Origin of the sequence: Modestobacter marinus (genome assembly GCF_011758655.1) — a bacterium.
Lineage (GTDB): Bacteria > Actinomycetota > Actinomycetes > Mycobacteriales > Geodermatophilaceae > Modestobacter > Modestobacter marinus.
The window spans coordinates 1,995,141-2,020,649 of the sequence record NZ_JAAMPA010000001.1 but is presented as its reverse complement, the minus strand read 5'-3'; the positions used below and the strand labels follow the sequence as shown (position 1 = coordinate 2,020,649).

The following is a 25,509-nucleotide window of genomic DNA, read 5'->3' as shown; positions in this document are numbered from 1 at the left end:
CCGCGGGGGGCGGTCACCGGCTGGCCGCCATCAGCGCGGCCGCGCCGCGGTCCAGCAGCTCGGCGGCCAGGTCGCGGCCGAGGGAGGCGGCGGTGTCGGCGGGCCCGGTGATCGAGCTCCGGAGGCCGTCGCTGCCGTCGACCGCGGTGACCGAGGCGCGCAGGTAGAGCTCCGCGGCGCCGTCCTCCCCCTCGGCGAGTTCGGCGTGCGCGGCCACCGGGGCGCTGCACCCGGCCTCCAGCGCGGTGAGCACCGCACGCTCGGCCGCCACGCAGGCGCGGGCCGCGGGGTCGTCGAGCAGGGCCAGCAGCTCCCGGACCCGGGTGTCGTCGACTCGGCACTCCACGGCGAGGGCACCCTGTGCCGGGGCGGGCAGGACCTGGATCGGGTCGAGCACCTCGGTCACCGCCGACAGCCGGTCCAGCCGGGCCAGGCCGGCCCGGGCCAGCACCACGGCGTCCAGGTCCCCGGAGGTGACCCGGCCCATCCGGGTTTCGACGTTGCCGCGGATCGGCACGATCTCCAGCCCGAGGCCCAGGGCGCGCAGCTGGGCCACCCGGCGGGGCGCACCGGTGCCGATCCGCGAGCCGACGGGCAGCTCGCCGAGGGTGAGGCCGTCGCGGGCGACCAGCACGTCGCGGGGGTCCTGCCGCGGCGGGACGGCGGCCACGACCAGCCCCGGGCTCGGCGCGGTCGGCAGGTCCTTGAAGCTGTGGACGGCGAGGTCGACGGTGCCCTGCAGCAGGGCGTCGCGCAGCGCGGTGACGAAGACGCCGGTGCCGCCGAGCTGGTTGATCGCCTCGGTGGACCGGTCGCCGTAGGTGCTGATGTGCACCAGCTCGACCGGCACGCCGGTGGCCGCGGTCAGCGCGTCGGCGACGTGCTGGGACTGGGTGAGCGCCAGCTGGCTCGCCCGGGTGCCCAGCCGCAGCGGCGACTGGGGAGCGGTCACGCGGCACCACCGCCGCGCCCGTCGCGGCCGGCGTCGACCCGCGGGTCCAGGGCCGACAACGGGGTGCCGGCCGGCAGCTCGGGGTCCACGGTGACCGCGTCGGAGAGGCTGGTGCGCTCCCCGTCGGTGGCACCGGACAGCCCCAGCCCGAACAGCGCCCGCAGGGCGTCGGCGTAGTCGGTGCCGCCAGGGGCACCGGCCAGCTCCTTCACGCGGACGGTGGGCTCGTGCAGCAGCTTGTCGACCACCCGGCGCACGGTGCGGGCGATCTCGCTGCGGGCCTTGGCGTCCAGGTCGGGCAGGCGGGTCGACAGCCGCAGCAGCTCGGCGTCGACCACCTCGGCGGCCTGGCTGCGCAGCGCCGAGACGGTGGGGGCCACCGCGGCGGCCTGCCGCTCGGCGCGCAGCAGCGAGGTCTCCAGCTCGACCAGGGCGTGCGCGGCGGCGATGTCGTCGGCGGCCACGGAGCCGGCCACCGGCACGCCGGGGTGCGCAGCGCGCTCGCCCTGCAGCATCGCCAGGTCCACGACGTGCACCCCGGGCAGGCCCGCGACCGCGGCGTCGACGTCGCGCGGGAGGGCGAGGTCGACGATCACCAGCGGCCGGTCCGCCCGCCCGCCGAGCGCCTGCTCGACCAGGTCGGTGCCGATGACCGTGCCGGTGGCGCCGGTGCAGGTGACCAGGACGTCGGCCGCGGGGAGCTCGTCGGGCAGCTGCTCGAGGTCGGCCTGCCGGCCGCCGATCGTCTCGGCCAGGCGGGCGGCGCTGGCCGGCGTCCGGCTGCTGACGGTGACCGCCGCGCCGCGGCGGGCCAGGGTGGTCGCGGCCAGCGCGCCCATCGACCCGGCCCCGACAACCAGCACCGGGCGGCCGTCGAGCGCACCGAGGGTCTCGGAGACCCGGTCCAGGGCCACCGAGACCAGCGAGGCGCCGGCCCGGTCGATGCCGGTCTCGGCGTGCACGCGCTTGCCCACGCGCAGCGCCCGCTGGGCGATCGGGTGCAGCTCGCGCCCGACCGTGCCCTCCTCCTGGGCCAGGGCGTAGGCCGCGCGCAGCTGCCCGAGCACCTGGGTCTCGCCGACGACCATCGAGTCCAGGCCCGCGGCGACGGTGCACAGGTGCCCGATCGCCTGGTCCTCGTAGTAGACGGTGACGTACGGGGAGAGCTCCTCCACGGTCGCGCCGGCGTGCCGGGCGAGCACCCGGCTGACGTCGGTGATCCCGCCGTGGAAGCGGTCGACCTCGGCGAAGACCTCGATCCGGTTGCAGGTGGCCAGCACGATGGCCTCGGAGACGTGGTCGCTCTCGACCAGCTCGTGCAGGGTCTTGACCTTGTCGTCGCCGGTCATGCTCACCTGCTCGAGCAGGGCGACCGGCGCGGTCTGGTGGCTGATGCCGACCGCGAGCAGGCTCATCGCGCTGCCCCCTGGGCGGCCCGCAGCGGGGCCAGCAGTGGCGGCGTCCCGTGGCGCTGTTGGTCCAGGAAGGCCAGCACCTGCAGCTCCACGGACAGGTCGACCTTGCGGACGTCGACACCCGCAGGGACCGTCAACGCCACCGGCGCGAAGTTCAAGATGCTCCTCACCCCGACCGAGACCAGCCGGTCGCAGACCGACTGGGCCACCTCGGCCGGTGTCGTGATGACGCCGATGGTCGCCCGGGTCTCGGCGACGACGGCCTCCAGCTCCTCCACCGGGCGGACCCGGAGGCCACCGACCTGGTGCCCGACGGTGGCGGGGTCGGTGTCCAGCAGCCCGACGAACTCGAAGCCCCGGCTGGCGAACCCGGCGTAGTCGGCCAGCGCCGACCCCAGCCGGCCGATCCCGATGAGCACGCAGGGCCGGGAACGCTCCCCGCCCAGGGCGTCGGTGAGCCGGTCCCGCAGGCCCGCGACCGAGTACCCGACCCCACGGACGCCGCAGGGGCCCAGGTAGGAGAGGTCCTTGCGGAGACCGGCGGGGTTCACCCCGGCCGCCGAGGCTAGCTCGCCGGAGGAGACGTGACTGCGACCGCCGTCGGCGAGGCCGGCCAGCACCCTCAGGTACACGGCCAACCGGGCAACGGTGGCCTCCGGGATGATCCGGGGCCGCGACTGGGACACGGGCAGACTCCACAGCGGTCCGACCGCACCCCCCGGCCGGGCCGGGGACGATCGGGGAGACTCAGACAGGTCAGGGAGACGGGCACGTCGGCACCCGGCAAACGCCACGGTAACCGCTTGTGAACGCCTGAACAAAGTCGCCGAGGGCGTTGCCGCAGGTCGCAGCCGCCCGCTGTGGTGGAGACCACGCCCGTGGCGGGCCCCGGTGCACCCGGACGGGTGTCCAGCATCTCACCGGCCGCCGACCGCGGCGCACCCGGTGGTCGGCCCGTGCGGGTCAGTGCGGCGAGGGGATGCCCAGGTCGCTGCGCAACCGCGGGACGTCGACGGTGAAGTGGCTGTGCTCCCGGCCGTCCAGCAGCACCACCGGCACGCGGTCGCCGTACTCGATCCGCAGCTCGGTGTCGGTGTCGACGTCGACCAGCGAGACGCCCAGGCCGGCCTCCCCGGCGATCCGGGTGAGCGTCTCCGCGGCGATGACGCAGAGGTGGCAGCCCTCGCGGGTGAGCAGCTGCAGCCGAGGTGCCGGCTCAGTCATCCGATCCCTCCGTGGTCGACGGCTCGGCCGCCGCCGCGGCCGACGGTTCGGCGTCCGCCGCGGCCGCGGCCCGCTCCAGCCCGAGCTCGCGGAGCCGGGCCCGGCTGACCTTGCCGGCCAGGGAGTGCGGCAGCTCGGGCACGAAGTGGACGGCCACCGGCACCTTGAACCGGGCCAGCGACCGACCGGCGTGCTCGCGGAGCTGCTCCTCGGTCACCTCCGCGCCCGGGGTGCGGACGACGACGGCGTGCACCGCCTCGCCGCTGCGCTGGTCCGGCACGCCGATCACCGCGCTCTCGGCCACCTCCGGGTGCTCGCCGAGGACCCGCTCCACCTCGCCCGGGTAGACGTTGAAGCCGCTGACCAGCACCAGGTCCCGGCGCCGATCGACCAGCTTGAGGTCGCCCTCGGCGTCGCGGTAGGCGATGTCGCCGGTGAGCAGCCAGCCGTCGGCGTCCGGGCCGTCGGCCCCGTCGGGCCAGTAGCCGCCGAACAGGTTGGGGCCGCGCACGCAGATCTCGCCGGTCTCCCCGTCGGCGTCCTCGTCGCCGAACGGGTCGCCGAACACGTCCGCCCGCACCCGGCTGCCCGGGTCCGGCCCGGCCGTCGGCCCGCCGGCGGTGTCGCGCAGCACCAGCTCCACGCCGGGCAGCGGACCGCCGATGCACTCTGGCTTCGCCCGCCCGGTGGCCAGGGTGCTGGCCAGCACCGGGGCGGCCTCGGTCAGCCCGTAGCCCTCCCAGACCGTCACCGCGGCGCGGGTGCGCATCGCCTCGAACAGCGCACCGGGCATCGGGGCGGCACCGCAGCTCGCCGTCCGGACGGCGGCGAACCCGCGGCGGAGCACGGCGTCGCTCCCGGCCGCGTCGGCCACCGCCAGCCAGGCGGCGTACATCGGCGGGGCACCCGGCACCGCCGACACCTCCTCGGCGGCCATCAGCGCCAGGGACGCCGCCGGGTCGAACTCCTCCAGCACCACGGCACACGCACCGGTGGCCGCAACCAGCCCCCAGCCGCTGTTGAAGCCGTAGACGTGGAACAGCGGCAGGGCCAGCAGGACGCGGTCACCGGCCCGCACCGGCGGCGGGTCCAGCGCCAGGCACTGCTGCTGGTTGGCCAGCAGGGCCGCGTGGGTCAGCATCGCGCCGCGCGGGCGGCCGGTGGTGCCGCTGGTGTAGGCCAGCAGGGCCAGCGCGCCGGGGTCGTCCGGGTCGGCCGGCGGCGGGCCGTCGGCGGCCGGGGGCCCGACGACCACCGGGACGCCGGCCAGCTCCGGCCGCTCCCCCGTCACCACGAGCAGCCGTGCACCGGAGTCGGTCAGCAGGTGGGTGACCTCCGGGTCGGTGTAGGCGGTGTTGACCGGGACGACGACCAGCCCGGCCCGCAGCGCGCCCATCACCGCGACCAGCCAGTCCACGCCGTTGGGCAGCTGCACCGCCACCCGGTCACCGGTGCGCAGACCCCGCTCGACGTACCCCGCGGCCGCCCGGTCGGTCAGGGCGTCGACCTCCGACCAGGTCAGCCGGCGCGCGCCGTGCACCACCGCCGGCGCGTCCCCGTGGCCCGCGGCCGCGCGCCGGACGAGCGCGGAGAACGAGCGCACCGCACCGCCCTGCTCCTGACCGTCCCGATCGTGCGGTGCTGGATCGACCGACACGACAGACCTCCGCGGGGCAGCAGCCGTCTCGGACGGCGGGGACGTGGACGCAGCGGCACGATGTTGTCACCATGGGCCGCGGACCGCACCGTTCCATGGCTGCGTGGCGACCAGACAGACGACTCGGCGGGGATGGGGGAGGTCCGACAGCGGCATGAGCCCTCTCCCGTCCGTCACGTCGCCGTCCCTGGGGTCCCCGGCGCGGTCGCACGTCGTCCCCCGGCCGCGCCGGAGCGGCGAGCCGACCCCGGCCGAGGTCGAGGTCTGGGCGCTCGTGGACCGGGCGCAGTCCGGAGACGCCGACGGGTTCGGTGAGCTCTACGACCGGTACGCCGACGTCGTCCACCGCTACCTGTCCCGCCGGGTCGCGGACCAGGCCACCGCCGAGGACCTCACCAGCGAGACCTTCGCCCGCGCCCTCCGCCGGATCGACTCGCTGACCTACCAGGGGCGCGACGTCGCGGCCTGGCTGATCAGCATCGCCCGCAACATCGCACTGGACCACGTGAAGAGCGGCCGGCACCGGCTGGAGGTCCTCACCGCCGACATGCGGGACGCCGACCAGGCCACCGCCGGCCCCGAGGACGCCGTCCTGCAGCGGTTGGCCGACGTGGACCTGCGGGCCGGCGTCCAGCAGCTGTCCGCCGACCAGCGCCGGTGCGTCGAGCTGCGCTTCTTCCAGGGGCTCTCGGTGTCCGAGACCGCCACGGCCATGGGCCGCAAGGACGGGGCGGTCAAGGCGCTGCAGCACCGGGCGGTACGCCGCCTGGCCGCACTGCTCCCCGACGGACCGGCCACCGGAGGGTGACCCGGCGCTAGGGTCGCAGTGACGGTCAGCGAGATGGCGGCCGACGGTCGGAGTCACACCGGGGAGGTGGTGCGGGATGGTCCGAGTGCACTTCCGGGGCCGCCGGGCGCGCACCCCCGTCGAACTCGAGGACGACGAGGCCCGCGCGCTCGTCGCCGGTGCCGCCTCGGCCGCCGCAGCCGAGACCGAGGCCACCGCCCCGGCGCCCGACCGCACGGCCGCGGCGTTCTTCGACGTCGACAACACGATGATGATGGGCGCCTCGCTGTTCTGGTTCGCCCGCGGGCTGGCCGCCCGCAAGTACTTCACCAGCCGCGACGTCGCCTCCTTCGTCTGGCAGCAGGCCAAGTTCCGGGTCGCCGGCAGCGAGAGCGCGACCGACATGCACACCGTCCGGGACAACGCCCTCGCGTTCGTCGCCGGCCGCGAGGTGCAGGAGATCGTCGACGCCAGCGAGGAGATCTACGACGAGCTGATGGCCGACCGGATCTGGTCGGGCACCCGCAACCTCGCCCAGCAGCACCTGGACGCCGGCCAGCGGGTCTGGCTCGTCACCGCGACCCCGGTCGAGCTCGCCTCGATCATCGCCCACCGCCTCGGCCTGACCGGCGCGCTGGGCACCGTCTCCGAGATCGTCGACGGCCGCTACACCGGCCGGCTGGTCGGCGAGATGATGCACGGGGAGTCCAAGGCGCAGGCCGTGCGGGCGATCGCCGAGCGCGAGGGCCTGGACCTGACCCGCTGCACCGCCTACAGCGACTCCACCAACGACCTGCCCATGCTGACCCTGGTGGGCACCGCGGTCGCGGTGAACCCCGACTCCGAGCTGCGCGCCGTCGCCCGCTCCCGCGGCTGGACGATCAAGGACTACCGGACCGGACGCAAGGCCGCCAAGATCGGCGTGCCCACGGTGGGTGTCGCCGCCCTCTCCGGCGGCGTCGTCGGCGGGCTCATCTCCCTGCGCCGGCGCAACCACTGGCCGTTCTGATGGTCATCCTCCGGATGACACCGCGGCCAATGGCCGTGCCCCCTCCGCGCTGAGCCGTTTGCCGGCCCACCTCGGGGGACCCTCCGGGCCCCCGCTCGGCGGGCCCGCGACTTCGTCGCGTCTCCTGCCCCGCGACCAGGGGGCGTGCCCCGGTCTCGCTGAGCCCCTTCCCGGGCCACCTCGGGGGACCCTGCGGGCCCCCGCCCGGATGTGCCGTGCCCGGCCTGCGTGGAGGCGCTGCCTGCACTTCCTCTGGGGGCCTTCGGCCCCCGTCGTCGCGCCCGGCTGCGCCGGGAGTGCGATCGGGGGTCCCCTCCCTCGACCCGCTGGCTAGCTGAAGACGGATCTGCGCTGGAGGAGGAGGCGGTAGAGGGAGTGCTGGATGGTCTCGCGGACCTGGTCGGTCAGGTTGAAGACGACCATGGGGTCGTCGGCTGCGGCCGGGCCGTAGGACGCGGTCTCGATCGGCTCGCCGAAGGCGATGAACCACTTCGACGGCAGCGGCACCGCGCCGAGCGGCCCCAGCAGCGGGAAGGTCGGGGTGATCGGGAAGTACGGCAGCCCGAGCAGGCGGGCAGCGGTGCGCGCGTTGCCGATCATCGGGTAGATCTCCTCGGCCCCCACGATCGCGCACGGCACGATCGGGGAGCCCGTCCGCAGCGCGGCACTGACGAAACCCCCGCGCCCGAACCGCTGCAGGGTGTACCGCTCGTGGAACGGCTTGCCGACGCCCTTGAAGCCCTCGGGGAAGACGCCCACCAGCTCACCATCGGACAGCAGCCGCTCGGCGTCCTCGTTGCAGGCCAGCGTGACGCCCAGCTTGCGCGCCAGGGAGCCGATGAAGGGCACCTGGAAGACCAGGTCGGCGCCGAGCAGCCGCAGCCGGCGAGCCGCGGGGTGCTCGTCGTGCAGCGCCACCGTGGCCATCAGCGCATCGACCGGGATCGTGCCCGAGTGGTTGGCCACCACCAGGGCGCCGCCGACGTCGGGCACGTTCTCCAGCCCTTGGGTCTCCACCCGGAACCAGCGCTGGAACAGCGGGCGCAGCCCCGGCAGCAGCAGGTGGTCGGTGAGGTCGGGGTCGAAGCCGAACTCGTCGGTGTCGTACTCACCGGTCAGCCGGCGCCGCAGGAACTCCAGGCCACCGGCCAGCTGCTCGTCCCAGCCCGGAGGGGCCCCCGGCGGCGGTGGCGGGTCGTCGTCGGGCCGCAACGGGATCACCCGGGCCTCAGGCATCGCGCACCGCCCGCAGACCAGGGACCGAGGGCGCGGCACTGCGGCGCCGACCGGCCACGCTGTCGACGACGCCCTGCACGGCGTGCACGCCACCGGCGACCGAACCCAGCACCGACCGCGCGGAGGCCGTGACGTCGTCGACGAGCTCGGCGCGGACGACCGGGGTCAGGCTGCGCCCGTAGTCGGCGAGGGTCTCGGCAGTGCTGTACCGCGGCGTGTAGCCGAACTCCTCGCGCAGCACCCGGGTGTCGATGACCCGGCCGAAGTTCAGGAAGCGCATCTGCTCCGGCGACCAGTCGACCAGACGGGCCCAGCGGGTGGTCCGGCCGAGGGAGCCCATCGCGGGCTCGGGCAGCGGCAGCGCGACGCGGCCGAGCCGGCGGATCGCCTGGGAGAGCAGCAGCGTGCCGGAGGCGCCGACGTTCACGGTGCCGACGAAGTCGCCGGTGGCAGCCCGGGTGAGCACGGCCACGGCGTCGTCCTCGTGGAGGAGCTGCAGCCGGGCGTCGTGCCCCAGCGCGGTCGGGACGACGGGCATCCGGAGGAACCCGGACAGCAGCGAGTCGATCCGCGGGCCGATCAAGTTGGTGAAGCGCAATACGGCGACGCCCACGTCGGGACGGCGGCGGGCGAAGGCGCGGACGTACCCCTCGATGTCGAGGCTGTCCTTGGCGAAGCCACCGCCGGGCACCCGCCGGGCCTGCATGGTCTCGGTGAAGACCGCAGGGTCCCGGGAACTGGCGCCGTAGACCGCGCTGGTGCTCTTGAGGACCAGCCGGCGGACCGCCGGAGAACGCTGACAGGCAGCCAGCAACTGCATGGTGCCGATGACGTTGAGCTCCTTCATCGACACCCGCCCACCGGCACCGGCCGGCGTGGCGCTGATGTTCATGTGGACGACGGTGTCCACGGACGCCGACTCGATCACCTTCCCGATCAACGGGCTGCGGATGTCGGCGCGGACGAACTCGGTGCGGCCGAGGCGGCGGAGCACCTCGGGGGCCGGGGGGACGGTGTCCACCCCGATGACCCGGTCGATGGCCGGGTCAGCTGCGAGCTCGGCCGCCAGCGCGCCGCCCAGCCACCGGCTGACGCCGGTGACGAGGACGACCGCGGGCGGCACGAGCGTCAGCTCACTTCTTGTTGCGCCGCTGGACGCGGGTCTTCTTGAGCAGCTTGCGGTGCTTCTTCTTCGCCATCCGCTTGCGGCGCTTCTTGATGACAGAACCCATGTCCCGCTCCCGACGTCGTCGTCGCTCGGCGGCCGGGGGTGGTGACCGGGGTGGTCACGCGGATCCGTGGTCCGGGCGCCGGGCGAGGTGATCAGCTCGTGCGCGGCCCGCCCCGGGGGGCGGCGCCGCTCAGCACCCGAGACTACCCGGCGGGTGCCACCGGACGGGCGGCCCGCCCGGCGACGTGCTGGAGTGCGGCCTCACAGGTGCCTCCACGAGCGGAGGAGGCGAGGACCTGGCCTCGTCGCGAGGCGGACGAGGTCCTCGCTCAGGCGATGTCGGTGTACGCGTCGCGCAGGTACTCGTGGACGGCGCGCTCGGGCACCCGGAAGGAACGACCCACGCGGACGGCGGAGAGCTCGCCGCCGTGGACCAGCCGGTAGACCGTCATCTTCGAGACGCGCATCAGGGCGGCGACCTCGGCGACGGTCAGGAACGAGACTGCGGCGCGGGGCGCCGGGACGGCGGCCGGGCGGCCGATCGGCATGGCGGCCGGGTGCGCCGCGGGGACCGGGCGGGCCATCGAGGCGGCCGAGATCGGCCGGCCCATCTGGCGGGGCATCGGGACGCCCGGACGGACGGTCTGGACGGCGGCGCGCTGGGGCATGGTCACGATGATCAACTCCGGTTCTCAGCACCATGTGCGGCCACCGGCTTCCCCACCGGCGAACAGAACGCTCATGCGCTGGAACAGAGCGTAAGGGGATTGGAGTGACGGAAGCGATGGGTGAATCGGACAGGCGGACCGGTCCGTCCTGGGCACAAGTGGACAGAAACACCGCGTGACACACCCGTCACGGCGTGTTGTCCCCAAGTCGACACGTTCCGGAGGGGCGGTTCTCCACAGAATTCTGTGGAAAACCACACGCGTGTGATTCAGGGCTGCGCCAGCGGGTCAGGAGGGGCGGCCGAGCTCCACGGAGCGCTGGTGCGCCGCCTCGATCGCGGCGATCAGCGCGGCCCGCACGCCGTGCCGCTCCAGCTCCCGGATGGCAGCGATCGTCGTCCCGCCGGGGCTGGTGACCGCCTCCCGCAGCTGCACCGGGTGCTCACCGGAGTCGCGCAGCATGACCGCGGCGCCGTAGGCGGTCTGCACGATCAGGTCGGCGGCGAGCGAGCGGGGCAGGCCGAGCAGGATGCCGGCGTCGATCATCGCCTCGACCAGGAAGAAGAAGTAGGCCGGACCGCTGCCCGACAGGGCGGTCACGGCATCCTGCTGGCCCTCCGGCACCCGGCGCACCTGACCCACTGGCAGCAGCAGCGCCTCCGCCTCGTCCAGGTGTGCCTCGGTCGCGTGCGCCCCGGCCGAGAGCACGCTCATCCCCGCGTCGACCAGCGCCGGCGTGTTCGGCATGACCCGCACGACCGGGGTGCCCGCCGGGAGGGCGGCCTCGACCCGGCTGGTGGGCACCCCCGCCGCCACGGACACCACCAGGTGGTCCGGGGTCACGTGCGGGCCCAGCGCCGCCAGCAGTGCGTCGATGTCCTGCGGCTTCACGGCCAGCAGCAGCACCCGGGCCCGCGCGGCCGCCCCGGCGAGGTCGGTGGTGCCGACGCCGTACCGGTCGGTCAGCTCGGCAGCCCGCTCGGGGCTGCGTTCCACGACCAGGAACCCCTCCCCGTCCCCGGCCTGCCGGACCAGGCCGGCGAGCAGTGCCTCGCCGATCTTGCCGCCGCCGATGACGGCCAGCCGTGCGTCGGGACCCGCGTGCCCTGCATCGATCATGTCCGCGACCGTAGCGCCCGGACGTGTGTGGCCCGGAGGAGCCGGGTAGCGCCCGGCCATGTCCGGAGAACTGAACGGCAAGCGGGTGGCCGTGCTCGCCACCGACGGGGTCGAGCAGGCCGAGCTGGACCAGCCCTGGCAGGCGCTGGTCGACGCCGGCGCGCGGCCGGAGCTCGTCGGGCTCCAGACCGGCACGATCACCGCCTACCAGCACATCGACAAGGGCGACACCAAGGACGTCGACGTCGCGCTGTCCGATGCCGACCCCGCCGGCTACGACGCGCTCGTGCTGCCCGGCGGCGTGATCAACGGCGACTTCGTGCGCGCCGACCAGTCGGCCGTGCGGTTCGTGAAGGCCTTCTTCGACGCCGGCAAGCCGGTGGCCGCCATCTGCCACGCGCCGTGGGTGCTCGCCGAGGCCGACGTCGTCCGTGGGCGCCGGATGACCTCGTGGCCCTCGCTGCAGACCGACCTGCGCAACGCCGGCGCCGAGTGGGTGGACGAGGAGGTCGTCGTGGACGGCAACCTGACCACCAGCCGCAACCCCGACGACCTGCCGGCGTTCGGGCGCACCCTCGTCCAGCAGTTCGCCGCCGCGGGCTGACCGGGCAGGTCAGCTGCTGGCGAGCAGGCCCGCGGCCGGGGCGATCACCAGCACCGTCCCGGCCAGGAGCAGCACCGCCAGCAGCCGGACCGGCAGCGCCCCCTGACCGCGGCGCTGCCGGTACGCCGCCACCCCGGCGACCAGACCGGTGACCGTCACCGGCGCCGCCACCAGGGCGACGTAGGGCAGCAGTTCCCACAGCACGGTGAAGGCGAAGTAGACGCCGATGCCGGCAGCGAGCGCGACCACCAGCTCGCCGGCGAACCGCGCCCAGGCCAGCACGCTCTCCCGGCCGGTCAGCGGCTCCTCGTCGGCCCGGGCGGCCGCAGTCCTGGCCGCCTCCGCCTGAGCGGCGGCGACCGGGATCGGGCCGGTGACCGGGTGGTCGGCGCCGCGCCGTCCCGCGCCCCGGGCGGTCGCCCCCGTGGGGCCGGTGCGCGGTGCGGCGGCGTGCGCCGAGCCGGTGTGCCCGGAGCCGGTGTGCGTGGCGGCCGGTGTGGAGGTCGTCGTCGGGGCTGCCGCCGGGATGGCGGCGGTCGAGGGCCCGGTGCCGAACAGCGGCTCCCCGCCGGGGCCGGTCGGGGTGCCGTCGGACTTCCGCCGGCCGGTGCGCACCGCGGGAGGCGCCTCGTCCGCGCGGCCGGGCGCCGGCCGGGGCGAGGCGGGGGCCGACGGCGTCTGCGGGGCCAGCAGGCCGGCGGCGGGTCGCGCCTTCGGCTCGGGGGCCGGGGTCCAGACCGGGACCGACGGCGCGCGCTCCGGTGCCCGTGCCGGGGAGCGGGGCGGGGCGGCGGCCCGGCCGTTCGGCGGCGCCGAGGGCGCGCCCGCCCGGGGCGTCCCCGAGCCGGTGTCCACCCGCGCCGAGCGGCCGGTCTCGGCAGCACCGGGGGTCTGCCGCCGCCGGCCCGGGCGGGTGCCGAGTTCGCTCTCCAGACCGTGCTCGCGCAGGATCTCGGCGAGCGAGCGGACGCTGTACTCCCCCGACGGGTTGGGCTGCGTCATCACGCTCCTTCCAGCTGGTCCAGGCGCCGCAGGATGACGCCCTCGCGCAGCGCCCACGGGCAGATCCGCACGAACGGTACGTCCACCGCCCGCATCGCGGCCTGCGCCACGACGGCACCGGCCGGGACCTGGTGCGCGCGTTGCGCCGACACCCCCTGCAGCTCCGCCAGCGCGGTGCACTCGATCCGGGAGACGAAGCCGAGCACCTGGGACAGGCCGGTGGCGGTCAGCTCCCGCGGGGCACGCAGCCCGGCGGCCGACGGCGCGGCACCGGCCAGCCGGGCCAGCGTCCGGAAGGTCTTGGACGTCGCGGCGACCAGGTCCGGCGTCCCGGCGTCACGGAGCTTCCGGCCGACCGGGGCCAGCACGTCGGTGGCGTGCTCGGCGAGCGCGTCCAGCGCGGACAGGTCGGGGCGGCCCCCGGTCTCGGCGTCGGGCAGGAACCGGCGGGTCATCCGGCCGGCGCCGAGCGGGACCGACAGCGCGACGTCGGGGTCCTCGTCTACGCCGGTGGCCAGCTCCAGCGACCCGCCACCGATATCGAGCACCAGCAGCCGGCCGGCGCTCCAGCCGAACCACCGCCGGACCGCCAGGAAGGTCAGCCGGGCCTCGTCCTCGCCGGTGAGCACCTGCAGGTCGACGCCGGTCTGCTCGCGGACCCGGCGGAGCACCGCGGCCCCGTTGTCCGCCTCCCGGATCGCGGAGGTGACGAAGGCCAGCAGCTCGTCGCAGCGCTGCGCGGCCGCCTGCTGCTTGGCCTTCTGCACCGCGTTCAGCAGGCTCTTCTCCCCCGCCTTCGACAGCTTCCCGTCGGCGCCGACGTGCTCGGCCAGCCGGAGGACGGAGCGGTCGTCGTGCATGGGGGTGGGGTGCGCACCGCGGTGTGCGTCCACCACCAGGAGGTGCACGGTGTTCGAGCCGACGTCCAGCACCCCGAGTCGCATGCCGGAGAGTCTGCCGGGTGCGGCGCTTACGCTGCGCCGGTGGACCCGAGCACAGCCGCCGACAGCCCTCCCGAGGTCGGGCTGGACTTCCCCCGCGAGTGGATCGAGTTCCTCGACCCCGCCGATCCCGAGCACCTCGTCCGCGCCGACCTCACCTGGCTCACCAGCGCCTGGACTTGCGTGTTCGGGCGTGGCTGCGCCGGCGTGGTGGCCGGGCGCGCCGAGGACGGCTGCTGCAACCACGGCGCCTTCTTCACCGACACCGACGACCTCACCCGGGTCGAGGAGTCGGTCGGCGAGCTGACGCCGGAGGACTGGCAGCGGCACCCCGGCACGGCCGTCGTCCGCGACGACTGGACCGAACCGGACACGCTGACCGAGCCGGCCCCGGGCGAGGAGGCCGAGCAGGCGCTGCGCACCCGGGTGGTCGAGGGTGCCTGCGTCTTCCTCAACCGCCCGGGGCACCCCGCCGGCGCCGGCTGCGCGCTGCACGCCATGGCGCTGCGGCAGGGCCGGCACCCGCTGGAGACCAAGCCCGACGTCTGCTGGCAGTTGCCGGTGCGCCGGGAGCAGGAGTGGGTCGACCGCCCCGACGACAGCCGGGTGCTGGTGTCCACGATCGGCGAGTTCGACCGGCGGGGCTGGGGCCCGGGCGGGCACGACCTGCACTGGTGGTGCACGGGTTCGCCGACGGCGCACGTCGCCGCCGAGCCGCTGGTGGAGACCTACGGCCCGGAGCTCACCGCGCTCCTGGGGCCGGCCGCGTACGGCGAGCTACGCCGGCTGACCGAGGCCCGCCTGGACGCCGGCCTCGTCGCCCCGCACCCGGCCAGCCCCCGGCCGGTCCCGGTGGAGCTGCACCGGCGCCGTCCCGGCTGAGCCGCCGGGGCGGGCCCCGGCCCGGAACGTCTGCCGGTAGGCGCGTGGGGAGACCCCGCGCCGCCGGGCGAACTGCTCGCGCAGGCCCGCGGCGGTGCCGAACCCGACCAGCCGGGCGATCTCCTCCACCGGGGCGTCGCTGCCCTCCAGCAGCGACTCGGCCGCGGCCAGCCGCTGGGCGAGCAACCAGGCGTGCGGGGTGGTGCCGGTGGTGGCCTTGAACCGGCGGGCGAAGCTGCGCGGGCTCATCAGCGCCCGGCGGGCGAGCAGGTCGACGGTGATCTCCTCGGCCAGGTGGCCGCGGGCCCACTCCAGGACGAGGCCGAGCAGGTCGTCCTCGCAGCGGGCCACCGGCTCGTCGATGAACTGAGCCTGGCCGCCGTCGCGGTGCGGGGGCACCACCATGTCCCGGGCCAGCGCGTTCGCCGCCGCGGGGCCCCACTCCCGGCGGACCAGGTGCAGCAGCGTGTCGACGCCGGCGGCGGTGCCCGCTCCGGTGATCAGCTGCCCGCAGTCGACGTAGAGGACGGCGGGGTCGACGGTGACGGCGGGGAACCGCGCGGCCAGCTCGCCGGCGTGCCGCCAGTGCGTGGTGGCCCGACAGCCGTCCAGCAGCCCGGCGGCGGCCACGATGAAGGCACCGGTGCACTGGCTGACCACGATGGCGCCCCGCGCGTGCGCGTCGCGGATCCCGGCGATCAACGCGGCCGAGGGCTCGCGCTCGTAGAGCTCCCAGGCGGTGAGCAGCACGATGTCGGACACCGCCAGCCGCTCCAGCCCGTCGTCGACCAGCAGCCGGACGCCGGTGTCGGTCTGCACCACCCCGGGCACCTCGGTGACCAGGGCGAAGTCGAACAGCGGCAGGCCCATCGCGGTGCGGTCGTAGCCGAACACCTCCGACGTCACCCCCAGCCCGAAGTTGCCCACGACGCCGTCGGCGACGACGACGCTCACCACCAGCGGACGGTCGGTCGCGGTCATGGCGAGAGCATGGCAGAAAACCTGCGGTCGTGGTCACGTCTGCCACTCGTCCGTTCACGTGACGACGGCGACGCTCTTCCCATGTTGCTGATCACCTGCCCCGTGACCCGGACCGACGAGCTGGTCGCCGACCGGCGGATCCGATCGGTCGCCAACCACCCCACCCACATTGCCGTGGCGGTCGAGTGCCCGTCGTGCGGCGGCAGCCACGTCTTCCGCACCGGCCGGCGGTGGGAGGAGCACCGCGCCGAGCTCGCCTCCCGGGCCGCCACGCAGGCGGCCACCCAGGCACCTGCGCAGGAGACGGCGCAGGACACTGCGCCGGACACGTCGGCCGCCGCCGCTCGAGCTGCACGGGTCCGGCAGCCCGCGTAGCTTCGAACACATGAGCGAAGCGAACAGCACCGGCCCGGACAGCCCGCAGAGCACCGAGAAGGACCCGAACGACTGGGTCACCGGTGGCGAGCCGGCCACCGGCGCGCAGAAGAGCTACCTGAACACCCTGGCCCGGGAGGCCGGCGAGGACGTCCCCGACGACATCAACAAGGCCGACGCCTCGAAGAAGATCGACGAACTCCAGGACGAGACCGGCCGCGGCCAGTAACAGCGCCCCGGCGGGACCCCCAGGTCCCGCCGGCCCGCCAGCGAGCAAGCGAGCACGTCCCGCCCCCGGGCCGACCACCGCCACCAGCAGCCGCCTGCCCCGCGGCCCCGACCGGTCCCGCGGGTGAGTCAGCAAGGCCCGTCGCGTCCCGAGGGCCGACCACCACCAGCAGCCGCCTGACACGAGCCCCGAGAGGTCCTGTGTGCGTCAGCGCAGCCCGTCGCGTCCCCCAGATCGGCCACCTCCACCGGTGGTCATGCCGGACGGCGGGCCCGCAGGGTCCACCTCCGGCATGACGGGACCCGCCGCAGGCGGTCAGCCCGGGCGGCGGGCCCGCAGGGTCCTCCCCCGGGCTGACAGGAACGGCTCAGCGCAGCCCGACCCGGCTCCTGGCCGCGGTGGGAGGCCGGAGGCCGACAGTCCCACTAGGCCTCGAACTTGTACCCCAGCCCCCGGACGGTGACCAGGTAGCGCGGGTTGGCCGGGTCGGGCTCCAGCTTGGCGCGCAGCCGCTTGACGTGGACGTCGAGGGTCTTGGTGTCCCCGACGTAGTCCGCGCCCCACACCCGGTCGATGAGCTGGCCCCGGGTGAGGACCCGGCCGGCGTTGCGCAGCAGCAGCTCGAGCAGGTCGAACTCCTTGAGCGGCAGGGACACCGTCTGGCCGTCGACCGCGACGACGTGCCGGTCGACGTCCAGCCGGACCGGTCCGGCGACGAGGGCACCCTCGGCCGTGGGCTCGGCCTCGGTGCCGCGGCGCAGCACGGCCCGCATCCGGGCGACCAGCTCACGGGCCGAGTACGGCTTGGTGACGTAGTCGTCGGCGCCCAGCTCGAGCCCGACCACCTTGTCGATCTCGGCGTCCTTGGCGGTGAGCATGATGATCGGCACGGAGCTCTTGGCCCGCAGCGACCGGCAGACCTCGGTGCCCGAGAGCCCGGGCAGCATCAGGTCGAGCAGCACGATGTCGGCTCCGGCCCGGTCGAACTCGACGAGCGCGTCCGTCCCGGTGGAGGCCACGACGGTGTCGTAGCCCTCCCGCCGCAACATGTAGGACAGCGCGTCGGAGAAGGACTCCTCGTCCTCCACCACGAGCACTCGGGTCATGACCGTCCCTTCTGCAGGGCCCCGGAGGGTCCCTCGTCGGCCCCGGTGGGGCCCTGATCGGATGTCTGGCGGCTGTGCAGTGGCGGTACCGGTGGCCGTTCGGGCGCACCGTCGTCGGCCAGCGAGCGGTCGGCCTCGGCCGCCAGCGGGATGCGCAGGGTGAAGGTCGAGCCGAGCCCCTCCTCGCTCCAGACCGTCACCGTGCCGCCGTGGTTGGTGGCGACGTGCTTGACGATCGCCAGCCCCAGCCCGGTGCCGCCGGTGGCACTGGCCCGTGACGCGTCGACCCGGTAGAAGCGCTCGAACACCCGGGAGCGGTCCGAGCGGGGGATGCCGATGCCCGAGTCGGTCACCGCCACCTCGGCGAAGCCGGCCCGTGCCCGCGCGCCGACGGCGATCGTGGTGCCGCCCGGACTGTAGGCGACGGCGTTGGCGAGCAGGTTGGTCAGCGCGGTGGCCAGTTGCGCCTCCACGCCGCGGACGACGAGGCCGGGCTGGACGGCGACGGCGAGCTGGATGTCCTTCGCCGCGGCTGCGGCGCGGGTGCGGTCGACCGCCTCGGAGACGACGGTGCCGACCGCGACCGGCACGAGCTCCGGCAGCGGTTCGGCGCCCTGCAACCGGGAGAGGTCGATCAGCTCGCGGACCAGCCGGGCCAGCCGGTCGGCCTCGTGGCTCATCCGGGCGGCGAACCGCTGCACGGTCTCCGGGTCGTCGGCCGCGCCCTGCACCGCCTCGGCCAGCAGCGCGAGGGCCCCGACCGGCGTCTTCAGCTCGTGCCCGACGTTGGCGACGAAGTCCTTGCGGACCGCCTCGACCCGGCGGGCCTCGGTGACGTCCTGCAGCACCAGGGCGACCGGCCCGGCGGCGCCGGCGGGGCCGGTGGCGAGCCGGATGCCGTGCACCGCGACCATCCGGGGCCCCGCGCCCACGAGGTCGCTGGGCAGGGCGATGTCGGCCCGGTGGCTCCCGGTGGACTGCACCTCGCGGGCGACCTCCACCAGGCCGGCGACCAGCAGCCGGTTGCCGCGCAGGATGCCCAGCGCCCGGGCGGAGGCGTTGGCGAGCAGGACCGCGTCGTCGGGACCGAGCAGGACGACGGCGGGGTCCATCAGGTCGACCAGCCGCCGGCTCAGCACGGCGTCGGAGTCCGCACGGCGCGCGGCGCGGTCGGCGACCCCGGCCGCGCGGTCGTCCACGGCCTGCTTCCGGGCGCGCGAGGAGCGCACGACCAGCGCCGCTGACGCCGTCAGCAGCAGGCCGAGCACCAGGCCCACCAGCAGGGCGACCACCGGGTCCACGATGCCGATGCTAGACACGCCCCGCACCGGGACCAGCATCGTCGCGGCCGATCACCCGGTCGGGGCGGAGGTGTTCACCGCCGGGCCCCTGGCCGTTCACCTGGCGGACCGCTCAGGCCCGCACACGGGTCTCTACCCTCGTCCACACACGTGTCGCGACCGACGAATCCGCCGGCGGCGCACACGCGGGGGGACCGCGTCGTCCCGGGTCGCCGTCCCCCGGGTGCCGCGTGCGCGCGGCGACGGGACGAGGAGGAACCGTGTTGCGAGAGAGCTACCGCGAGGAACTGGACGACATCAACGCCTGCCTGGTGGAGATGGCCAACTCCGTCGGCTCGGCGATGAGCACGGCCACGACCGCCCTGCTGGACGCCGACGTCGCCCTCGCCGACCTGGTGATCGCCGGCGACGAGCGCATCGACGCGGTCCGGGAGAGCATCGAGGAGCGCTGCTTCACCCTGCTGGCCCGCCAGCAGCCGGTCGCCACCGACCTGCGCACCATCACCACGGCCATGCGGATCGTCGGCGACCTGGAGCGGATGGGCGACCTGGCCGAGCACATCGCCAAGGTGGCCCGCATGCGGTTCCCGGAGCACGCGGTGCCGCAGGAGGTCCGGCCCGTCCTCCTGGAGGCCGGGCACATCGCGGAGAGCCTGGTGACCAAGGCGGGCACGGTCATCGCCAAGCGCGACGTCGAGGCGGCCATCGAGCTGGAGGCCGAGGACGACCTGATGGACCAGCTGCACAAGCAGCTGTTCCGTGAGCTGCTCAGCCCGACCTGGGTGCACGGCATGGAGTCGGCCATCGACGTCACGCTGCTCGGCCGCTACTACGAGCGCTTCGCCGACCACGCGGTCAGCGTGGCCCGCCGGGTGGTCTTCCTGGTCACCGGCGAGAAGCCGGCCCCGGCGGTCACCGACCCCCGCTGATCCACCGCACGACGAAGGGGCCCCGGCGCGATGCGCCGGGGCCCCTTCGTCGTCCGCTACTTCTTGCCCTGGTTCTTGACCGCCTCGATCGCGGCGGCCGCGGCCTCGGGGTCGAGGTACTGCCCGCCGGGCTTGACCGGCCGCAGGTCGTCGTCCAGGTCGTAGCGCAGCGGGACGCCGGTGGGGATGTTCAGCCCGACGACCTCGTCCTCGCCCATGCCGTCCAGGTGCTTCACCAGGGCCCGCAGGCTGTTGCCGTGCGCGGCCACCAGGACGGTCTGGCCGCTGCGCAGGTCCGGCACGATCGCGTCGTACCAGTACGGCAGCATCCGGACGACGACGTCGGCGAGGCACTCGGTGGCCGGGCGGGCCTCGGAGGGGAGGAACCGGTAGCGGGGGTCGCCGTCCTGGCTGTACTCGCTCCCGGCCTCGATCGGCGGCGGCGGGGTGGCGTAGCTGCGCCGCCAGGTCATGAACTGCTCCTCGCCGTACTCGGCGAGGGTGGCGGCCTTGTCCTTGCCCTGCAGCGCCCCGTAGTGCCGCTCGTTGAGCCGCCAGGAACGGCGGACCGGGATCCACTGCCGGTCCGCCGCCGCCAGCGCCAGCTCCGCCGTGGTGATGGCCCGCTTGAGCAGCGAGGTGTGCAGGACGTCGGGCAGCAGCCCCTGCTCGGCGAGCAGGCGCCCGCCGCGGGCGGCCTCGGCGCGGCCCTTCTCCGACAGCTCGACGTCCACCCAGCCGGTGAACAGGTTGGCCTTGTTCCACTCGCTCTCGCCGTGGCGGAGCAGGATGAGGGTCCCGGTGCTCGTCGTGTCGCTCACGCGGCCATCCTGCCCGACCGCCGCCGGCCCCGTGCACAGCAGGCGGAGGCGGCGGCGTCCGGCGGTGCTGCCGGAGGCGTCAGGCCATCGCGTTGGCCGGCTCCGGGGTGCGCACCCCGCGGACGGCGGCGGCGACCAGCTCCCCGGCCAGCCGCAGCTGCTCCTCGGTGTGGGTGGCCATCACCGACAGCCGCAGCACGCCCTGTCCCCGCGGGACGGCCGGGTAGCGCACCGCGTTGGTGTAGACCCCGGCCTCGTGCGCCGCTGCCCAGGCACTGCGGGTGGCCTCGTCCTCGCCGGTGCGGACGGCGATGACGGCGCCCTTGCCGGGGACGGGCGGGACCCCGCACTCGGTGAGCACCCGCCGCAGCAGGTCGCCGTTGTCCCGCAGCCGCTGCATCCGCTCCGGCTCCCGGCGCAGCACCCGGAGTGCGGCGAGCGCGGCGGCGACCGCCGCGGGGGCGTTCGCGGCGCTGAAGATGTAGGGCATCGCCGAGGCGCGGATCCCGTCGGCGACCGCGCGGGAGGTCAGCACCGCGCCGCCGACGCTGGCCAGCGACTTGCTGAACGCCACGGTGACCGCGTCGACCCGGTCCAGGACCCCGGCCGCCTCCGCCGCGCCCCGGCCGTTCTCCCCCAGCACCCCGAGCCCGTGCGCCTCGTCGACCACCAGCCGGGCGGAGAACCGGCGGCAGAGGCCGGCGATCGCCGCCAGCGGCGCGGCCTCCCCGCTCATCGAGTAGACGCCGTCGACGACCACGACCGCCCCGGCCTCGGGGTCCAGGCGCGCCAGCCGCCGCTCCAGGGACGCCGCCGAGTTGTGGGTGAAGCGGAGCACGGTGCCCCGGCTGGCCGCCGCCGCGGCGTGCAGGCTGGCGTGGGCGTGGGCGTCGACGAGCAGGGCGTCACCGGGCGCGCAGATGGTGGACAGGATCGCGGCGTTGGCGTTGACCCCCGCGGAGGTCAGCACCGCGTCCTCGGTGCCGTGGTGCTCGGCGAGCTCCCGCTCCAGGGTCAGGTGCAGGCGGGTGGTGCCGTTGAGGATGCGGCTGCCGGCCGCGCTGGTGCCGTACTGCCGCAGGGCGGCGACGGCGGCCTCCACCACCTGCGGGTCGCCGGCCAGGCCGAGGTAGTTGTTGGTGCCCAGGTTGATCCGGGTCCGGCCGTCGTCGAACACCGTGAGCGGCTGGGGCGCCCCGGCGGTGGGCACCGAGTGCGTGGCCACCCCCTCGCGCACGTGCCGCCGCATCATCTCGGCCCGGCTGCTCTCCAGCAGCGGGGCGAAGGGGTCACGGCGGACCACCGACCGGGCAGCGTGGGACAGCACGGTGTGGGACAGGGCGGGGTCGAGCACGGCAGCTCCTCGCAGTTCGGCGCGGGGATCGCAGCCGTTCACCCCTGACCCTGACGGTCAACACGCTCCGTGGTCAACGGATACCGCACAGTCCGGTCGAGGGTCACCCGAGCAGGCGTGCGGCGGGTCACTCCTCGACGCAGCGTCCCGAGCCGGGCAGCCGTGAGCGCCCCGCCGGGTGACACCCGGTCGCGCGAGGGAGGGACCGCTCAGGGGGTGCGGCGCCGGCCGGGCAGCCAGACCAGGACGACGATCGCGGCGACCACCGCACACCCCGCGGTGCCGACGGCGGTCAGGTGCATGGCCCCGACGAACGCCTCCCGGGCCGGGTCGACGAGGGCCGCAGCCGCTGCCGCGGTCTCCCCGCCGGCGGCCTCGGCGTCCTGCACCGCGGCGAGGGTCGCCACGATCGACTCCCCCGCCTGGTCCCGTGCCCCCGCCGGCAGCGCCAGGACGTCGTCCCCGAGCCGGTTGGCGTAGGAGGTGGCCAGCACCGAGCCGAGGATCGCCACGCCCAAGGCGCCGCCGACCTGGCGGACCGCGTTGTTGACGGCCGCCCCGGCGCCGGCCTTCTCCCGCGGGACGACGGACATGATCGACTCGGTCGCCGGGGCCATCACCGCGCCCATGCCGACGCCCTGCAGCGCGAGGTCGGCGAGCACCAGCCAGACGGGTGCGTCGGCGTCCAGCAGCTGGATGCCGGCGAAGGAGATCGCGATCAGCGTGAAGCCGGTGGCGCAGACGGCCTTGGCGCCGAACCGCTCGGCCAGCCGCGAGGTGCGCGGCGCGGTCAGCGCGATGCCCAGGGCGACCGGCACCAGCGAGGCCCCGCTCTCCAGCGGTGAGTACCCGCGCACGCCCTGCAGGTAGTAGACGAGGTAGAACGTCGCCCCCTGCAGGGCGAAGAAGTTGAGCGCCAGCGCCCCGGCCGCCGCGGAGAACGCGGGGTTGCGGAACAGCGAGACGTCCAGCGCCGGGTGCGCGGTGCGCCGCTGCCACCAGACGAAGACGGCGAGCAGGACGACGCCGGCGGCCAGCGGCCCCCAGGTCTGCAGCTCGCCCCAGCCCTCGCTGCCGCCGCGGATGATGCCGTAGACGACCCCGACCAGCGCCGCGATCGACAGCAGCACGCCGGGGACGTCGAGCCGGCCCGGGTCGGGGTCCTTGGACTCGGGGACGACGGTCAGCACCCCGACCACGCCGACCGCCGCGACCGGGACGCCGAGCAGGAAGACCGCACCCCACCAGAAGTGCTCCAGCACCAGCCCGCCGGCCAGCGGCCCACCGGCGACGGCCAGCCCGGAGGCACCGGCCCACAAGCCGATCGCCCGGCCCCGCTCGCCGGCGGGGAAGACGTTGGTGATGACGGCGAGGGTGGCCGGCTGGATGGCCGCACCCCCGACGCCCATCAGCGCCCGCCAGCCGATCAGCTCGAGCGCGGAGTCGCTGAAGGCGGCCAGCACCGACCCGATCGCGAAGATCGTCAGCCCGGCCAGCAGCACCTTGCGCCGGCCGATCCGGTCGCCGATGACGCCCCAGCTGAACAGCAGGCCGGCGAACACCAAGATGTAGGAGTCGATCGCCCACTGCAGCTCACCCTGGGTGGCGTCCAGCTCCCGCTGCAGGGTGGGCAGCGCGACGTTCAGGATCGTGTTGCCCATGATCACCATGAGCAGGCAGACGATCATCGTGCCGAGCACCCACCAGCGGCGCTCGTAGCCGGGCGGCAGCTGGTCGGCCGCCGGCACCGGGCGTTCGGTGGTGCTCACCCCTGCGGGTCCCGGGGCCGCCGGGCGGGGTCGGCGAAGGCGGCGAAGGCCTCCAGGTTGCGCAGCGACTCCCCGCGCTTGACCCGCCAGTCCCACTCGCGGCGGATCGAGGTGCCGAAGCCGATCTCCAGCAGGGTGTTGAAGTGGTCGTCGGCGTGGCTGAGCACCGAGCCGAGCAGCCGGTCGATCTCCTCGGGGCTGATCACCGCGTGCGGGAGCCGGCCGGTCAGGTACACGTCACCGACGCTGTCGATGGACCAGCTGACCCCGTAGCTGCGCGCGTTGTGCTGCAGCAGCCAGGCCCACAGCTGCTCCCGGTTCTCGTCGGGCTGCCGGCAGACGAAGGCCTCGATCGTCAGGGCGTGGGCGCCGATGGTCAGCCCGACGACCGTCTTCAGCTTCTTCGTGCCCGGCAGGGTGACGACGAAGCGCCCCTGCCCCGGGTGCTCGTACTCCAGCTCGGCCGCGCGCAGCGTCTCCTCGACGACGGCGTCGAGTTCGGACACGCTGCGCTCGCTCATCGCCGGGCCCGGCCTCCGACGCTGTTCCCGCCGGTCAGCAGCCGCACGGCCTCGGCGGCCCGGTGTGCGGGGCGCACCCGGCGCCGGCCCATCTCGCTCATCGCCGCGGCGTAGGCATCGACCAGCGAGTCGGTGGTGCGGTCCCAGCTGAAGGCGGCGGCGTGCCGGCGCGCACCGGCGGCGAGCAGCTCCCGGCGGGCCAGCACCCGGCGGATGGCCGCGGCGTAGCCCTCGGGGTCGCGGCCGGTGACCAGCAGCCCGGACACCCCGTCGTCCACGGCGGTGGGCAGCCCGCCGACCGCGGCGGCGACCACCGGCGTGCCGCAGGCCTGGGCCTCCAGCGCGACCAGGCCGAAGGACTCGTTGTGGCTCGGGACGACGGCGACGTCGGCGGCCCGGTAGTGGTCGGCGAGCTGCGCGGGCGCCTGCGGCGGCACGAACCGGACCACGTCGGCGACGCCCAGGGAGACCGCGAGCTCCTGCAGCCGCTGCGGCTCGGCCAGCCCCGACCCGCTGGGCGCGCCGACGACCAGCACCTCGAGCCGGTCGCGCAGGGCCGGGTCGGTGGCGAGCATCCGGGCCGCGGCGTGCAGCAGCATCTCCGGGGCCTTGAGCGGCTGGATCCGGCCGACGAACAGCAGGACGACGGCGTCCGGGGCCACCCCGACCCGCGCCCTGGCGGCCTGGCGGTCACCGGGCCGGAAGCAGTCCAGGTCCACGCCCGGCGGGACGACCAGGGTGCGGCGGGGGTCGGCGTCGTAGAAGTCGACCAGCTGCCGGGCCTCCTCGGCGGTGTTCGCCACCAGCCGGTCGGCCTCCGCGACGACCTGCTCCTCACCGATCACCCGGGTGCGGGGCTCGGGCTCGTCGCCCTCGGCCAGCGCGGCGTTCTTCACCTTCGCCAGGGTGTGCGCCGAGTGCACCAGCGGCACGCCCCAGCGGTCCCGGGCCAGCCAGCCGACCTGACCGGAGAGCCAGTAGTGGGAGTGGACGACGTCGAAGTGGCCCGGCTCGTGCTGGGCCTCCTCACGGAGCACCGCGGCGGTGAAGGCGCACATCTGGGCGGGCAGCTCCTGCTTGCCCAGCCCCTCGAACGGACCGGCGCTCACGTGCCGCACGGTCACGCCTGGGCTCATCTCGACCACCGGCGGCTGCTCGCTGGAGGTGGCCCGGGTGAACACGTCGACGGCGATCCCACGGTCGGCCAGCCGGCGGGAGACCTCGACCACGTAGACGTTCATGCCCCCGGCGTCACCGGCGCCCGGCTGCTCCAGCGGGCTGGTGTGCACCGAGAGGGTCGCCACCCGGCGGGGCAGCACCGGCGCGGCCGGCTCCGGGACGGCACCGGCGCGCCACGGCGTGGGCTGGCGCGGAGAGCGGCGAGCGGGCACGGAGCTCCTCCCGCTCGGGCGCCTGGCCGACCGTCGGCCTGGTGGGTCGTACGGCACCCGATCGG

The 25,509-nt window shown here is 75.1% G+C and carries 27 protein-coding genes; 7 read left to right on the top strand and 20 right to left on the bottom strand.

What is annotated here, in order from left to right; genetic code table 11:
* Positions 1-13: 13 nt before the first annotated feature.
* The 5 genes from hemC to FB380_RS09585 all read right to left on the bottom strand — a co-directional run bounded on the left by hemC (position 14) and on the right by FB380_RS09585 (position 5,248).
* A complete protein-coding gene (gene hemC / locus FB380_RS09605; RefSeq protein WP_166754867.1) occupies positions 14-952 on the bottom strand; it encodes a hydroxymethylbilane synthase in 939 nt (312 codons plus the stop codon).
* Positions 949-2,367, bottom strand: a complete 1,419-nt coding sequence (locus tag FB380_RS09600; protein ID WP_166754866.1) for a glutamyl-tRNA reductase — start codon at positions 2,365-2,367, stop codon at positions 949-951. The genes hemC and FB380_RS09600 overlap by 4 nt, the downstream gene beginning before the upstream one ends.
* On the bottom strand, positions 2,364-3,053 hold the full coding sequence (locus FB380_RS09595) for a redox-sensing transcriptional repressor Rex (protein ID WP_166754865.1): 690 nt from the start codon (positions 3,051-3,053) through the stop codon (positions 2,364-2,366). The genes FB380_RS09600 and FB380_RS09595 overlap by 4 nt, the downstream gene beginning before the upstream one ends.
* A gap of 277 nt (positions 3,054-3,330) precedes the next feature.
* On the bottom strand, positions 3,331-3,591 hold the full coding sequence (locus FB380_RS09590) for a glutaredoxin family protein (protein WP_166754864.1): 261 nt from the start codon (positions 3,589-3,591) through the stop codon (positions 3,331-3,333).
* Positions 3,584-5,248 carry an AMP-binding protein gene (locus FB380_RS09585; RefSeq protein ID WP_166754863.1) on the bottom strand — a complete coding sequence of 555 codons (1,665 nt, stop codon included), beginning with the start codon at positions 5,246-5,248 and terminating at the stop codon, positions 3,584-3,586. Before FB380_RS09585 ends, FB380_RS09590 begins: the two co-directional genes overlap by 8 nt.
* Before the next feature lie 154 nt (positions 5,249-5,402).
* On the opposite strand from FB380_RS09585, the gene FB380_RS09580 reads away from it, so the two are divergent.
* Both FB380_RS09580 and FB380_RS09575 read left to right on the top strand, forming a co-directional pair.
* On the top strand, positions 5,403-6,056 hold the full coding sequence (locus tag FB380_RS09580; protein ID WP_166754862.1) for a sigma-70 family RNA polymerase sigma factor: 654 nt from the start codon (positions 5,403-5,405) through the stop codon (positions 6,054-6,056).
* Between the two features lie 76 nt (positions 6,057-6,132).
* Positions 6,133-7,044 carry an HAD family hydrolase gene (locus FB380_RS09575; protein WP_166754861.1) on the top strand — a complete coding sequence of 304 codons (912 nt, stop codon included), beginning with the start codon at positions 6,133-6,135 and terminating at the stop codon, positions 7,042-7,044.
* A gap of 330 nt (positions 7,045-7,374) precedes the next feature.
* On the opposite strand, the gene FB380_RS09570 is transcribed toward FB380_RS09575, so the two are convergent.
* The 5 genes from FB380_RS09570 to proC all read right to left on the bottom strand — a co-directional run bounded on the left by FB380_RS09570 (position 7,375) and on the right by proC (position 11,238).
* Positions 7,375-8,280 carry a lysophospholipid acyltransferase family protein gene (locus FB380_RS09570; RefSeq protein ID WP_166754860.1) on the bottom strand — a complete coding sequence of 302 codons (906 nt, stop codon included), beginning with the start codon at positions 8,278-8,280 and terminating at the stop codon, positions 7,375-7,377.
* On the bottom strand, positions 8,273-9,403 hold the full coding sequence (locus tag FB380_RS09565; RefSeq protein ID WP_166754859.1) for an NAD-dependent epimerase/dehydratase family protein: 1,131 nt from the start codon (positions 9,401-9,403) through the stop codon (positions 8,273-8,275). Before FB380_RS09565 ends, FB380_RS09570 begins: the two co-directional genes overlap by 8 nt.
* Positions 9,404-9,413: 10 nt before the next feature.
* The gene (locus tag FB380_RS09560; RefSeq protein WP_012854759.1) at positions 9,414-9,512 is read right to left on the bottom strand and encodes a 30S ribosomal protein bS22; all 99 of its coding nucleotides are present in this window, start codon (positions 9,510-9,512) and stop codon (positions 9,414-9,416) included.
* A gap of 268 nt (positions 9,513-9,780) precedes the next feature.
* Positions 9,781-10,119 (bottom strand): helix-turn-helix domain-containing protein, encoded by a 339-nt coding sequence (locus FB380_RS26325; RefSeq protein ID WP_229681855.1) that lies wholly within the window; start codon positions 10,117-10,119, stop codon positions 9,781-9,783.
* A gap of 288 nt (positions 10,120-10,407) precedes the next feature.
* Entirely contained in the window at positions 10,408-11,238 is an 831-nt protein-coding gene (gene proC / locus FB380_RS09550; protein ID WP_166754858.1) for a pyrroline-5-carboxylate reductase, read from the bottom strand.
* 58 nt (positions 11,239-11,296) lie between these two features.
* Here proC and FB380_RS09545 point away from each other — a divergent pair, with 58 nt between their 5' ends.
* On the top strand, positions 11,297-11,842 hold the full coding sequence (locus FB380_RS09545; RefSeq protein ID WP_166754857.1) for a type 1 glutamine amidotransferase domain-containing protein: 546 nt from the start codon (positions 11,297-11,299) through the stop codon (positions 11,840-11,842).
* A gap of 9 nt (positions 11,843-11,851) precedes the next feature.
* Here the strand turns inward: FB380_RS09545 and FB380_RS09540 are convergent, their stop codons facing one another.
* Together FB380_RS09540 and FB380_RS09535 are read right to left on the bottom strand one after the other, a co-directional pair.
* A complete protein-coding gene (locus tag FB380_RS09540; RefSeq protein WP_166754856.1) occupies positions 11,852-12,844 on the bottom strand; it encodes a hypothetical protein in 993 nt (330 codons plus the stop codon).
* Positions 12,844-13,788, bottom strand: a complete 945-nt coding sequence (locus FB380_RS09535) for a Ppx/GppA phosphatase family protein (protein WP_166754855.1) — start codon at positions 13,786-13,788, stop codon at positions 12,844-12,846. Before FB380_RS09535 ends, FB380_RS09540 begins: the two co-directional genes overlap by 1 nt.
* 39 nt (positions 13,789-13,827) lie before the next feature.
* Between FB380_RS09535 and FB380_RS09530 the strand changes: the two genes are divergently transcribed.
* Positions 13,828-14,667, top strand: coding sequence for a DUF3109 family protein (locus FB380_RS09530; RefSeq protein ID WP_166754854.1), 840 nt, complete (start codon positions 13,828-13,830; stop codon positions 14,665-14,667).
* On the opposite strand, the gene FB380_RS09525 is transcribed toward FB380_RS09530, so the two are convergent.
* Positions 14,563-15,648 carry a helix-turn-helix domain-containing protein gene (locus tag FB380_RS09525; protein ID WP_166754853.1) on the bottom strand — a complete coding sequence of 362 codons (1,086 nt, stop codon included), beginning with the start codon at positions 15,646-15,648 and terminating at the stop codon, positions 14,563-14,565. The genes FB380_RS09530 and FB380_RS09525 overlap by 105 nt on opposite strands.
* 81 nt (positions 15,649-15,729) lie before the next feature.
* On the opposite strand from FB380_RS09525, the gene FB380_RS09520 reads away from it, so the two are divergent.
* Together FB380_RS09520 and FB380_RS09515 are read left to right on the top strand one after the other, a co-directional pair.
* Entirely contained in the window at positions 15,730-16,023 is a 294-nt protein-coding gene (locus FB380_RS09520) for a hypothetical protein (RefSeq protein WP_166753292.1), read from the top strand.
* 10 nt (positions 16,024-16,033) lie between these two features.
* Positions 16,034-16,252 (top strand): DUF3072 domain-containing protein, encoded by a 219-nt coding sequence (locus FB380_RS09515; protein WP_166754852.1) that lies wholly within the window; start codon positions 16,034-16,036, stop codon positions 16,250-16,252.
* 425 nt (positions 16,253-16,677) lie between these two features.
* On the opposite strand, the gene FB380_RS09510 is transcribed toward FB380_RS09515, so the two are convergent.
* Positions 16,678-17,358 carry a response regulator transcription factor gene (locus FB380_RS09510; RefSeq protein WP_036333121.1) on the bottom strand — a complete coding sequence of 227 codons (681 nt, stop codon included), beginning with the start codon at positions 17,356-17,358 and terminating at the stop codon, positions 16,678-16,680.
* A complete protein-coding gene (locus tag FB380_RS09505; RefSeq protein ID WP_229681854.1) occupies positions 17,355-18,677 on the bottom strand; it encodes a sensor histidine kinase in 1,323 nt (440 codons plus the stop codon). The genes FB380_RS09510 and FB380_RS09505 overlap by 4 nt, the downstream gene beginning before the upstream one ends.
* A 242-nt stretch (positions 18,678-18,919) precedes the next feature.
* Here FB380_RS09505 and phoU point away from each other — a divergent pair, with 242 nt between their 5' ends.
* Entirely contained in the window at positions 18,920-19,588 is a 669-nt protein-coding gene (gene phoU / locus FB380_RS09500; protein WP_229681853.1) for a phosphate signaling complex protein PhoU, read from the top strand.
* Positions 19,589-19,644: 56 nt separating this feature from the next.
* Here phoU and FB380_RS09495 read toward each other — a convergent pair whose 3' ends face one another.
* The 5 genes from FB380_RS09495 to mshA all read right to left on the bottom strand — a co-directional run bounded on the left by FB380_RS09495 (position 19,645) and on the right by mshA (position 25,444).
* Positions 19,645-20,409 (bottom strand): phosphoglyceromutase, encoded by a 765-nt coding sequence (locus FB380_RS09495; protein WP_166754851.1) that lies wholly within the window; start codon positions 20,407-20,409, stop codon positions 19,645-19,647.
* 79 nt (positions 20,410-20,488) lie between these two features.
* Complete coding sequence (locus FB380_RS09490) at positions 20,489-21,763, bottom strand: aminotransferase class I/II-fold pyridoxal phosphate-dependent enzyme (protein WP_166754850.1); 1,275 nt, start codon at positions 21,761-21,763, stop codon at positions 20,489-20,491.
* Between the two features lie 209 nt (positions 21,764-21,972).
* Positions 21,973-23,532, bottom strand: a complete 1,560-nt coding sequence (locus FB380_RS09485) for an MFS transporter (RefSeq protein ID WP_188959502.1) — start codon at positions 23,530-23,532, stop codon at positions 21,973-21,975.
* On the bottom strand, positions 23,529-24,053 hold the full coding sequence (locus tag FB380_RS09480; RefSeq protein WP_166754849.1) for a type III secretion system chaperone family protein: 525 nt from the start codon (positions 24,051-24,053) through the stop codon (positions 23,529-23,531). The genes FB380_RS09485 and FB380_RS09480 overlap by 4 nt, the downstream gene beginning before the upstream one ends.
* Positions 24,050-25,444: a D-inositol-3-phosphate glycosyltransferase gene (gene mshA / locus FB380_RS09475; protein WP_229681852.1), complete on the bottom strand. Its 1,395-nt coding sequence runs from the start codon at positions 25,442-25,444 to the stop codon at positions 24,050-24,052. The genes FB380_RS09480 and mshA overlap by 4 nt, the downstream gene beginning before the upstream one ends.
* Between the last annotated feature and the right edge of the window lie 65 nt (positions 25,445-25,509).